This is a genomic window from Chryseobacterium sp. SG20098, from assembly GCF_031844745.1.
Taxonomy (GTDB): Bacteria; Bacteroidota; Bacteroidia; order Flavobacteriales; family Weeksellaceae; genus Chryseobacterium; species Chryseobacterium cucumeris.
In genome coordinates, this window is record NZ_CP134622.1 from 4,123,677 (window position 1) to 4,135,300 (window position 11,624).

The following is an 11,624-nucleotide window of genomic DNA, read 5'->3' on the forward strand; positions in this document are numbered from 1 at the left end:
GGGTAATATGTTTGGATTTTTATCCCTATTACCTGCGGCCTGAAACCTAGTTAAGTATAAAATTCTTATTGGGAATATTGTCAAAGACAATTTTCAGATTTTTAACAAATTTCTGAAGTTCGGAAATAAACGTTTCATTTTCCGTCGTTTCTCCATAAGCATAAAAGCTGGTTTCATTGATTCCAAAACCGATCTTGCTCAATGTAAACATAATGAAGTAAAGGAAATCTACTTCAGAATTGACATCCAGATTATTATAAAGAATGATTTTCTTATTATCAATCGCAAAAAACTCACATTGATTGTGATACAGATTGATATGAATTTCCTTATTCGTTTTATTATTGATTGAACTTAAAAACTTTTCCCCGGAGAAATTAAAATGAACCGGTATTGCCAGTTCTTTTATTTTCTTATAGTAGTTTTTCGGGAACGTATAATAAAACTGAATATTGAATTTTTTGTTGATAGAAAGCATCAGCTCTTCTTTCTCTCTGTCGGTAGGAGCATTGAAGGCAATTAAATCAAATCCTGCATCATGCTCAGAAAAACCTTCCGGCATCAGGGTAAAGTGGTTCAATGCTGAAATCACATGGATTTCGTCATAGCGCTGCTTTATAAGAACTTCATCCAGCTTTTGGTCAATAAGACTGGCTGGTGTCTCTTCAGTAACGAAATAAGACTTTTCTTCCAGAATGTTTTTGTTTTTAACAATCTGATAGATTAATCCGTCTTTGGTAAAAAGTAAATTAAGTACGTTCATATTTCAATTCCTGCAAATTTAGTGAAATTCTACCATTACCGCACCCGATTGATGGTGAAGTATTTCCTTATTATAAAAATCAATATTAACCTGGCTTTCCAATACATCCCGAACCATCCTCTGTAAAGTCCCGTCGCCAATGCCGTGAACAATTTCAAGTCTCTTCAGATTGTTTTTTCTGCAAAACTCAATCACTTCAATCAGTTTTTCCTTTTGAATAAACAATCTTTCAAAACTGTCATAATCATTGGGATTCTTTACCAAATTATGAAAATGCAGGTCTAAAACCAAATGATTTTTCTGATGTTTTTTAGAAATGATTTTTCTAGGCTCCGCTTTTCTTACGACTCTGATATTTTCATAAAGATCAGCATCTTTAGGAACCAGTTTTTCTTTGGGATACTGATGAGTAAAACCATATTCGTCTTTAAAAACGACAATATTACCCTTCACGGAAGTAACTACTCCGCTTAAATCTTCATCTACTACCGAAACCTTATCGCCAATTTTCATATTTTTCAAGACTTCTGTGAGCCATTATTTGTGCAAAGGTAAAAAGTAAAACGGATGAACACAAACTCCTCTACATTCGAACTCTTCAACACTCAAACCCTCCAACTTTCACACATTCTTCCTCATCACACTCTTGGTCCCAGTTCTATGACCTCCAGATCTTTGATTTCCTCACCATCCACCACAAAGCGCATCATTGTTCTCACTTTATGCCAACCCTGTTTTCCGCAAGCTCCCGGGTTGAGATGAAGAAGACTGTTTTTCTGGTCATACATTGCTTTTAAAATATGGGAATGACCTGAAATAAATAATTTCGGAGTTTTTTCTGCAATTTCTTTTTTTGTAAGTGGAGTATATTTTCCTGGATAACCTCCGATATGGATCATGAGAACTTCCAGTTTTTCACAAAAGAAACGGTTCACTTCCGGAAATTCTGCCTGAATTTTAGCATTATCAATATTTCCGTAAACACCCCTCAATGGTTTTATTTTTTCCAGTTGTTCAATCACATCCATACTTCCGAAATCCCCGCAGTGCCATACTTCATCAGCCTGAGAAGCATATTCCAGAATTCTGTCATCAATATAAGAATGAGAGTCGGAGAGGAGAAGAACTTGTGTCATTATCTAAGGATTATTTCAGTAATATTTTCGTTGTATTTATCTTTGAAAATGGCTACGCGATCCGCATTAAGCTCTCCGTCATGATTGATCACTCTTTCTTTCAATAACCATTTTACCAACTTTTCCATTCCTTTTTTAGAGTTCATAAAATTGGCAATTTTACCGATATCAGTAGATTCTATCTTTACCTTTTCTGTCAGAAAATTCAGGATAAAATAATCATCACTTACATAGCTTGGCGTTTCATTATCCATATATCGGTAATGAAGAACTTCCTCATCGTTTTTCATAGAGAAAAAAGAATATTGTGCCACATTAATTTTTTCAGCCTTCAGGATCTGTTTCCCATCCAGTAAAACTTTATTGTCTTTGATGGTTACATCCTGACAAAAATATAAATTACAGCTTATCATCAATAAGAGGAAAGCCAATATTTTGTTTACTGCCATTTTAATTTTTTTAAGACTGCAAATATAAAGAAGCTTTTATCAATTCACAGGAGAAGCTAATCAGTAATATTTTTTGTTTTCCTTATAGAATCAAGTTTCTTTTCAATATCTGCACTGAAGACCTTTTTAAGTTTCAGTTGATTCTCTGTAAGCTTTGAAATGACAAAAGTACCGGTCATATTGGTATTAGAAGGGAAAACCAACGTTACTGTAGAATCTGAAGCTTTTTTCCAGCTCCCGATATAACGGTCTGGCTTTTCGTTTTTTTTATTTACAGGTTCTTCCAGGGTATCATATCTTAAGGTAGATTTAATTAGATTTCCTGTGATTTTTCCATTTTTCTGAAATCTGATTCCTTCTCTTCTTGCCTCAAAACCATCCTGTTTTTCGTAAGTATAGATATAAGTGTCCATTTTACTTAGATTCCAGGTCTGCAAAAGTAAAGGGTTTGAAGTTCTGTCCTGGGCTTTGATACCGCTGACTGCGAAAAGAGAGAAAATACAGATACAAATAGGCTTTTTCATGAATACAACTGATTTATCGTAAAGTTTTAGCATGGGCTAAAATGAGCATCGTTTAATATTTAGTAAATTTGGGAAAATTAAAATAAACAATGAAACAGAAACTTTCTTTTTTCATTTTTCTTTTGACCGTAGGATTGGCCAATGCACAGGTTGAAGAAAAAAAGCTGGACGAACTGATCCAAAATACCCTGAAAACCTTTGATGTACCGGGAATGTCGGTAGGAATTGTGAAAGATGGCAAAATGATTTACTCCAAAGGGTTTGGGATGCGTTCTCTTACCACAAAGCAGCCAATGGATGACAATACGCTGGTAGGGATTGCTTCCAACTCAAAAGGCTTTACCTGTACAGCATTAGCCATCTTAGCAGATGAAGGAAAACTGAACTGGGATGATAAAGTTTCAAAATATATTCCAGAGTTTCAAATGTACGATCCCTACGTTTCTCAAAATGTAACAATCAAAGATCTTATTACTCACAGAGCGGGATTAGGACTTGGCCAGGGAGATCTTATGTTCTTTCCTGAAGGAGGAAATTTGACTGTTAATGATATTGTTCATAATGTGAGATACCTGAAACCGGAAAATCCTTTCAGAACAAAATTGGATTATAACAATATCATGTTTATTGTAGCCGGAGAGGTCATTCACAGAGTTTCGGGATTAAGCTGGGCAGAATTTATTGAGCAAAGAATTATGAAGCCTGTAGGCATGACTTCAAGTTTCGGAAGCTATAACAGAGCAAAAGCTATAGCTAATAAAATTGATGCACACGCTCCTGTAGACGGAAAAGCAATTGCTGTTCCTCACGACTGGAATGAGACGGGCAATGCAGCAGGAGGAATTATGAGTAACATTAAAGACATGACCACGTGGGCGGAATGTCTGTTGAATAATTTCACCACAAAAGATGGTAAAAAACTGGTTTCGGATAAGAATGTTCAACAACTTTGGAGTCTGCAGATTCCGGATAGAGTGGCTGCAAAAAATCCTTATGATACAAGTTTCTATGGATACGGTTTAGGATGGTTTTTAAGTGATGTTAAAGGACACAAGCAGGTACAGCATACCGGTGGATTGATCGGAACGGTAACACAGTTTACATTAATTCCGGATATGAAACTGGGAATTGTAGTCTTGACGAACCAACAGTCAGGAGCCGCTTTCAATACTATTACGAATACCGTGAAAGATTCTTATCTTGGGGTAGCCGACAGAAACTGGCTGAAAACCTATGGCGAAAGAATGGCTAAAATGGAAGCAGAATTCAGCAAACAAAAGAAAGATGCTTTTGCAAAATCCGAAGCCTTCAAAAAAGAAAAAGCGCTGCAGCCAAAAGCAGAACAGTTCACAGGGACATATAATGATATTTGGTTTGGTGATGTAGACATTGCTCAGCAGGGAAATAGCTACAGAATTTCGTGCAAAAACTCTCCAAGATTAAAAGGAGAATTACTTCCATACTCTAATAATTCTTTTATTATTAAATGGGACGACAGAAGCTATGATGCAGATGCCTATATTATCTTCAGCTATGACGAAAACGGAAAAGCAGAATCTGCAAAATTGAAAGCGATCTCTGATGTGACGGATTTTAGTTTTGATTTTGATGATCTGGATTTGAAGAAGAAATAAAATCGAAATTACATAAGATATTTTATAGAGAACGGGCTTTGATCCGTTCTTTTTTTGTTTGTTAACCACGAATGCCACAAATTTATTCACAGATAACACTCATTTTAATGATCATTGAAAATGAGAACTGAAATAATTCAATAGAAACGGGCTATCATCCTGAGCATAAGCTGAAAGGTTACGAATACCAGTTCAAGAATGAACACCGTTTTTTCATGTTTACAACGATAATGGCTTTAGGCGAAGCTAATCACCCCTTCAAAAAATAAATTTTTTGCCACCTCTGGAGGAGGGGAATAGGCAGTCGGTAAAAGGATGTTGGTTTATTGTACAAGATTCAGGTCTTGCTGTGATAGGGAAAGTTCTGTGTTAAGATGTTGCTTTTCAAAGAAATTTTTCAATTCACGAAGTCTTTTCTTAGGATCATAATGGATACTTGAATTGAGTTTTCTCTGGCAGAGTGAACATGCTCTTGCGAGGTGATAATCTGTTTCAGTAAGCGTATTGGTTCCATTCATCACGCAGTTGGCATTCAGACAATGGCTTATTCCAAACATATGCCCGATTTCATGAGAACTGATCTTTATTAATCTCAGAAAACTCTCATTAAAGTTGGAATCGCTTAAATGACCGTTTGCAAATCTATACATTGACGTTACCCCTACACCTTTTTCATAAGATGCCAGTCCGAAAACATAGTTCCATTCCGGTTTTGGAAAAAGATCTTTTTCTGTAATTCCCATCAGTACTACAGCATCTTTAGGTTTTCTTTTGATCAGAATGCTATCCAGTACATATTCTGCAAGAATCTGTTCATTTCCTTCCTTCGAAATTCTTCTTACATTTTCAGGAAATATCGTGTTAGGCAGTGCTGGTAGTATTTTGGTCTCCAGTTGGTAATATGTTTTTAAATATTCCTTTGTGAGGATTATTTCTTTTTTCTGAAGTTCATCGAATGTTCCTATAGGCTGAAGATAAATGATATTTTTTCCGGGCTGTGGTTTTATCTTTTTTAATTTTTGAAAATCTTCAAATGTCTGGAAATGTTCATCATGATTATACCGCCAGCTTCCGGGTTTGGGAGAAGAGGAAAGTTTGATGTCATTGAATGCAATAGATTCATAGTAATTTTTCTTCTGTTTCTGACAAGAGAAAAGAAGGGTAATTATTGTGACATAAAAAAATAGAAAAGTGAAATTATATTTTCCCTGGTTCATAAAAGAAAAGAAGTTTCTTTTTAGCACCATCGAATTCTGACCAGGATTCACAGTCTACTTCAAAACCTGCAACTCCGCAAGTGGGGAAATGGAAAATATCTTCAGAAATGGAATTGGCAAAATTGGAAATTCCATTATTGTGAGAGAAGAACGCAACTGAATTCAGGTTGTCATCCAGATCATAAATTACAGATTCAAAGCTTCTTTCCGAAGGGTTATATAGTTTTTCATCAGTTGAACAGTTCAGCTGATAGGCCTGATTAAAGATTTTACAGGTATTCAGTGCACGAACCGCGGGGCTGGACACAAAATGATCAATGGAAATATTATTGTTTTTCAGGAATCTGGACATGTGCATAGCATCCTCCAAACCTTTGTCTGCCAAAGGTCTGTCAAAGTCCTCCGTTTCCTCCGGCCAATCGCTTTTTGCATGTCTAACGAGGATGAGTTTCTTCATATAATTGTTTTTTGGAAGATTAAAATTATAAAAAAAATAATGGAATAAAACATGATTTATATAAAAAAACTGCGTTATGAATAAAATCAGTAAATTTTACTAAATTTGCAAACTTATGGGACAAATCCTTGCAATAGACTACGGAAAGGCTCGTTGTGGTATCGCTGCAACTGATGATATGCAGATTATAGCCAGTGGGCTGGAGACTGTGGAGAACCGTTTTTTAATGGAATTTTTGAAAAAATATTTCAATGAAAATAAGGTGGATGAAGTAGTAGTTGGGCTTCCCATAGATTTGAAAGGAAATGTTTCAGAAGTTGAAACCGATATTTTAAAATTCATAGAAGAATTTAAAAAAGAATTTTCGGATATTGCAGTTCACCGTTTTGATGAAAGATTTACCTCCAAAATGGCTTCGTTTTTTATTTCCCAAAGTGGAAAAAACAAGAAAAAGAGGCAGGAAAAAGGATTAATAGATAAAGTAAGTGCAACAATTATATTGCAGAATTTTTTAGAACAAAGATTAAGATGATATTACCGATAAGAGCTTTTGGGGATCCTGTTTTGAGAAAAGTGGGAAAAGATATAGACAAAGATTATCCCGAATTACAGGAACTGATAGATAACATGTTCGAAACCATGTACAGTGCAAATGGCATAGGTCTTGCAGCGCCACAGATTGGTTTGGATATCCGTCTGTTTGTAATAGATGTGACGCCTCTTGCAGAAGATGAGGATTATGAAGATATTAAAGATGAGTTGGCGGAGTTCAAAAAAGTATTTATTAATGCACAGATTCTTGAAGAGTCAGGGGAAGAATGGAAGTTTAATGAGGGCTGTCTTTCTATTCCGGATGTAAGAGAAGATGTGAAAAGAAAAGGAACAATCGTTATTGAATATTATGACGAAAATTTTGTGAAACATACAGAAACTTTTTCCGATATTAGAGCCCGCGTAATTCAGCATGAATATGACCACATTGAAGGAGTTCTGTTTACCGACCACCTGAGCGCTCTGAAGAAGAAACTCGTAAAAGGTAAGCTGACCAAAATCTCTCAGGGTGACGTGAACATCGGTTACAAAATGAGATTTCCAAAATAATTAAATAAGGATTAAAACGAATAATAAAAAGCAAAAAGCTAGTGCTGATTGCAGAATTTACAAAAAATAAAATTATGCTGTTAGAAAAAATAATTTCAATTTCTGGAAAACCAGGACTTTTCAAATTAGTTTCTCAATTAAGAAACGGATTCATCATTGAAGATGTTACCAACAAGAAAAAAGTAAGCATTGGAAACTCAAGCCAGGTAAGTTTATTGGACAATATCGCCATGTTTACATTTGAGAAAGAAGTTCCTTTGTTTGAAGTATTTGAAAATATTGCTAAAAACAACGATTATAAGGAAACGATTTCTCACAAATCTTCTGATGCGGAATTGAAAGATTTCATGTTGGCATCTCTTCCCAACTATGATACAGAAAGAGTATATTCTTCTGATATCAAGAAATTGGCTCAATGGTACAATATTCTTCAAAAGGCAGGATATATCACTCCTGAAAGCTTTGTAAAGGCAGAGCCTGAAACTTTAGAAGGTGAAGCTGCTGAAGAAGTAAGCATTGAAAAAGATGCTAAAAAAGCGGCTCCAAAAGCAGAAAAGCCTGCTGCTCCAAAAGTAAAAGCTACTTCAGCTGCAAAATCAGCTCCGAAAAGTACACACAGAAAACAAGGATAATTCATTTTTGAATTAAAAATACAAAACCTTGTCTGGAATTTCCGGACAAGGTTTTTTGTTTTTTTCAAGACAAAAAATAATTGATGCTAATATTCCAAACCTAGCAGGTTTTGAGAACCTGTTAGGTTTACATATTGAATCTATCCGGATTCTGCACTTCGCAACTTTTACTTCCAACGTTTGTAATGATGTCCGAATATCCCTTACATTTGTATAAGATTGAATTTCCCATTATTTATGAATACGAAACAAGAGAAACTGGAGGCCTTCGGAAGATTACTGGATATTATGGATGATTTGCGTGAAAAATGTCCATGGGATCAGAAACAGACATTCCAATCACTTCGCCATCTTACCCTTGAAGAAACCTACGAACTTTCAGATGCTATTTTACAGGAAGATTTACAGGAAATAAAAAAAGAATTGGGTGATGTTTTGCTTCATTTGGTTTTTTATGCTAAAATCGGTTCTGAAAAAGGAAGTTTTGACATTGCAGATGTTATTAATTCCCTTAATGAAAAGCTGATTTTCCGTCATCCTCATATCTATGGAGATACTGAAGTGAAAGATGAGGAAGAAGTGAAACAGAACTGGGAAAAATTAAAATTGAAAGAAGGAAACAAATCTATTTTAGGTGGAGTTCCGAAAAGTCTGCCAAGTTTGGTAAAAGCCTACAGGATTCAGGATAAGGTAAAAGGAATCGGTTTTGAATTTCATGATGCAGAAGATGCCTGGAAAAAGGTAGATGAAGAAATTCAGGAGTTCCATGCTGAAAGGGATTTGGATAAAAAAGAACAAGAGTTGGGGGATGTTTTCTTCTCACTTATCAATTATGCAAGAATTTCAGGAATCAATCCCGATTCTGCATTGGAAAGAACCAATCTGAAGTTTATTTCAAGATTTCAAAAGATGGAAGACCTTGCCGGGGAACAGGATTTAAAACTGGCAGATATGTCTCTGGAAGAAATGGATGTTCTTTGGGAAAAGGCAAAAAAACTTTCATAGTTGCCGATTGGAACAATTAATGCTTCTTATATTCAGTTAAAAAAATAAAATATAAATATGTTACGCTTTCTTATTTTACCCGCCTTGCTTTTGTTTAGCTGCAATCCAAAAGCCCAGAATTCTCCTGCTAAGGAAGACGAATTGAAAGTACAGTTTTCCTTACCCAAGAAGTTGAAGGAAGTTTCCGGAATTACTTTGTCAAAGGACAAGAAAACAATCTGGGCGATAGAAGACAGAGGAAATAAAAATGCAATATACGGGCTAAGTGATAAAGGCGATATGCTGGCAAAAATACCGGTAGAAAATGCTGAAAATACAGACTGGGAAGATATCATATCTGATCCCCAGGGAAATATTTATATAGGAGATTTTGGGAATAATGACAATAACCGACAGGATCTGGCCATCTTAAAAACAGATTTGAAAGATACCAAACAAATTGCGGCCAAGGTTGTTCAGACTACAAAATTCCATTATCAGGGACAGACGGAGTTTCCTCCCAAAAAATCAAATCTTTTGTACGATTGTGAAGGTTTTGTGGAAATGGACGGAAATTTTTACTTATTCACCAAAAACAGAAGCAAAGGTTTTGATGGAACTTTCCTTGTATTTCAGGTACCCAATAAAGAAGGTGATTTTGAAGCGAAGTTAATAGGAACATTAAAACTTGATGGAGGGTATAATGATGCAGCTATTACATCGGCCACCATCAACAGTACGAAAGATAAAATTGTATTGCTGACGCATAAAAATGTACATGTTCTTACCGGATTTACTGCTAACGATTTTAATTCTGCTAAAATTCAGAAAATTCCTTTGAACCATAATTCCCAGAAAGAAGCTGTTGTTTTCTTTAATGATAAAACAGTAATGATTGCAGATGAGAAAGGGAAGGATGAAGGAGGAAATGTATACAGTTTTTCATTAAACTAAATTTTATATTCTTTACCTTTACAGGCGATTAAATAACTATGAAAAAAATATTTTATATCTTTTTGGTATTAAGTTTTTCCTCTTGTAGCAGTACTAATGATGAATCTATAACTGTAAATGAAAATCAAACTGAAGATTTACAACCTGATAAAGGATATATTTTCGAGATGGATCAGCGCACAACACTACGCAGTCCGGAAAAATACTATCAGTTTTTCTATGAAAACGGACGTTTACAGAAAATGCTTGGAAGGAACTATTTTGTAACAGCAAATTTCCAGTTTTTTGATCCTGATGTAATTACCCAGTTAACTTATACAAACAATAAGGTACAGGTAGATTATCTTGAATCAGAAACGACTTCCGGGTATAGAACAACGTCTTATCTTATGGAAAATAACAGACCTGTTAAGGCTGAACAGTATTATAAGAATGGAACTATTGCCGAACTGGAAATGTCAAGGACTTATACCTATGGATCCAATACAATAAGTGTATATACTAAACGTGGTTATCAGGAACTTTTTACAACGTATTATTTCGATGGAAATAGTAATCTTTCTAAAAGTGAAACATTAGAAAAGGCGGGAGGTAAGAATAAGCAGCTTACAACTACTGTGTATTCAGATTTTGACAATGCTAAAAATCCATTTAGGAAATTGTTTCTGATTAATGATGATTTTTATGAAAAGAGTTTATCAAAAAATAATTTCAGGGCTAAAGAATCAGTGATTGAATATGCTGAATACCCTAATACAGGAATACCTCCGCAGCCAGGAATATCCAAATCAAAATGGACTTATAATTATGATCAGAGTGGCCAGGTATTATTATACTTTCCATTTCCATAAAAGATAAAATAAAACCCCACAAGAGAAATTATGTGGGGTTTTTAAATATATGAAATGTTAATGAAGTGATTGACGTTTGTAGTGCTTAGGGAGTAAGGTAAGAGATATGAATATTTCCGCTGGATAATCTGAAGTTCTGAGTATAACGGCAGCGTATTCTGAATGTTTCTCCTGCATTGAAAAAGTTAATGGAGGAAAGATTATGATTCAATCCCGTTGTACGCTCTCCATGGCCCGTAGATATGCCTGCTAACGTTGTGAGTGCAGGAGAAACTTTTTGTATGTATGAGTTAGCTGTTCCTGCAGTTTGTCCTGATGGGTTTAAATTAAGATCATAAGTAGCATAAGGAACAATATTGTAAAATCCAGGTTTTACTACTGTGAAAAGCCCTGTTGTAGAATTATAAGTTAAATAAGCCGTATCGATCTTATTACTCACATTAAAAACATAGGTCTGTGAATAACTTTCATGGGTATTGACTGGTGTAGAATGCGTACCTGTATAACTTCCACTGGCTGGGCTGATGTCTGTTTTGTTTCCAACATAAACCACCTTTAGAAAGTTTTCTGACTCAATTGTTTTCCAAACAGGTGCATTACCTGCTCCATTTGACATTAAAACTTCACCTTTGTTTCCGGAATTTCCCTTTGTTCTGTCATCTCCACCCACATTAAGATCTTTAACCACCTGCAGTGAACCGTTGACATGCAATGTATGTTGGGGAGTCGGTGTCTTAATCCCTATCTGTGCATTTAACTGAATGAACATGACAAATAAAGCCATATACAATAGTTTTTTTTTCATCATTTGTTGATTTTTTGTTGCCACAAATATAAAATGTTTTTAAAATGTCTATTTTTTAAGGAATTGATAATCATATTGAACTATGTCTGGTTTTGACTTATATAGCTGAAAATATGG

15 protein-coding genes are annotated in these 11,624 nt (G+C 35.1%); 7 read left to right on the forward strand and 8 right to left on the reverse strand.

Going from position 1 to position 11,624, the window contains the following annotated elements:
* Nucleotides 1–46: 46 nt before the first annotated feature.
* The 5 genes from RHP76_RS18880 to RHP76_RS18900 form a co-directional block, all read right to left on the reverse strand.
* The gene (locus RHP76_RS18880) at nt 47–763 is read right to left on the reverse strand and encodes a DUF3822 family protein (protein WP_120233354.1); all 717 of its coding nucleotides are present in this window, start codon (nt 761–763) and stop codon (nt 47–49) included.
* An 18-nt stretch (nt 764–781) separates the two neighbouring features.
* Nucleotides 782–1,276, reverse strand: a complete 495-nt coding sequence (locus RHP76_RS18885) for a DUF8465 domain-containing protein (protein ID WP_120233355.1) — start codon at nt 1,274–1,276, stop codon at nt 782–784.
* A 125-nt stretch (nt 1,277–1,401) separates the two neighbouring features.
* Nucleotides 1,402–1,899: a metallophosphoesterase family protein gene (locus RHP76_RS18890; RefSeq protein WP_311228794.1), complete on the reverse strand. Its 498-nt coding sequence runs from the start codon at nt 1,897–1,899 to the stop codon at nt 1,402–1,404.
* A complete protein-coding gene (locus tag RHP76_RS18895; protein WP_311228795.1) occupies nt 1,899–2,348 on the reverse strand; it encodes a hypothetical protein in 450 nt (149 codons plus the stop codon). Before RHP76_RS18895 ends, RHP76_RS18890 begins: the two co-directional genes overlap by 1 nt.
* Before the next feature lie 56 nt (nt 2,349–2,404).
* Nucleotides 2,405–2,872: a hypothetical protein gene (locus RHP76_RS18900; protein ID WP_123278980.1), complete on the reverse strand. Its 468-nt coding sequence runs from the start codon at nt 2,870–2,872 to the stop codon at nt 2,405–2,407.
* An 89-nt stretch (nt 2,873–2,961) separates the two neighbouring features.
* Between RHP76_RS18900 and RHP76_RS18905 the strand changes: the two genes are divergently transcribed.
* Complete coding sequence (locus tag RHP76_RS18905) at nt 2,962–4,506, forward strand: serine hydrolase (protein ID WP_288443662.1); 1,545 nt, start codon at nt 2,962–2,964, stop codon at nt 4,504–4,506.
* A gap of 323 nt (nt 4,507–4,829) precedes the next feature.
* On the opposite strand, the gene RHP76_RS18910 is transcribed toward RHP76_RS18905, so the two are convergent.
* Complete coding sequence (locus RHP76_RS18910; protein ID WP_311228796.1) at nt 4,830–5,723, reverse strand: archaemetzincin; 894 nt, start codon at nt 5,721–5,723, stop codon at nt 4,830–4,832.
* Complete coding sequence (locus RHP76_RS18915; RefSeq protein ID WP_062675602.1) at nt 5,704–6,180, reverse strand: SixA phosphatase family protein; 477 nt, start codon at nt 6,178–6,180, stop codon at nt 5,704–5,706. Before RHP76_RS18915 ends, RHP76_RS18910 begins: the two co-directional genes overlap by 20 nt.
* A gap of 115 nt (nt 6,181–6,295) precedes the next feature.
* Between RHP76_RS18915 and ruvX the strand changes: the two genes are divergently transcribed.
* From ruvX to RHP76_RS18945, 6 genes are all read left to right on the forward strand, one after another.
* Nucleotides 6,296–6,712: a Holliday junction resolvase RuvX gene (gene ruvX, locus RHP76_RS18920; protein ID WP_062675601.1), complete on the forward strand. Its 417-nt coding sequence runs from the start codon at nt 6,296–6,298 to the stop codon at nt 6,710–6,712.
* Nucleotides 6,709–7,281, forward strand: a complete 573-nt coding sequence (gene def / locus RHP76_RS18925) for a peptide deformylase (RefSeq protein WP_034693378.1) — start codon at nt 6,709–6,711, stop codon at nt 7,279–7,281. Before ruvX ends, def begins: the two co-directional genes overlap by 4 nt.
* Before the next feature lie 74 nt (nt 7,282–7,355).
* The gene (locus RHP76_RS18930) at nt 7,356–7,913 is read left to right on the forward strand and encodes a DUF5606 family protein (protein WP_288443666.1); all 558 of its coding nucleotides are present in this window, start codon (nt 7,356–7,358) and stop codon (nt 7,911–7,913) included.
* Nucleotides 7,914–8,150: 237 nt separating this feature from the next.
* On the forward strand, nt 8,151–8,918 hold the full coding sequence (gene mazG, locus RHP76_RS18935) for a nucleoside triphosphate pyrophosphohydrolase (RefSeq protein WP_311228797.1): 768 nt from the start codon (nt 8,151–8,153) through the stop codon (nt 8,916–8,918).
* A gap of 57 nt (nt 8,919–8,975) precedes the next feature.
* Nucleotides 8,976–9,851: an SdiA-regulated domain-containing protein gene (locus tag RHP76_RS18940; RefSeq protein ID WP_311228798.1), complete on the forward strand. Its 876-nt coding sequence runs from the start codon at nt 8,976–8,978 to the stop codon at nt 9,849–9,851.
* Between the two features lie 38 nt (nt 9,852–9,889).
* On the forward strand, nt 9,890–10,702 hold the full coding sequence (locus tag RHP76_RS18945) for a hypothetical protein (protein ID WP_311228799.1): 813 nt from the start codon (nt 9,890–9,892) through the stop codon (nt 10,700–10,702).
* 85 nt (nt 10,703–10,787) lie between these two features.
* Here the strand turns inward: RHP76_RS18945 and RHP76_RS18950 are convergent, their stop codons facing one another.
* Nucleotides 10,788–11,510, reverse strand: coding sequence for a hypothetical protein (locus RHP76_RS18950; protein ID WP_120233364.1), 723 nt, complete (start codon nt 11,508–11,510; stop codon nt 10,788–10,790).
* Between the last annotated feature and the right edge of the window lie 114 nt (nt 11,511–11,624).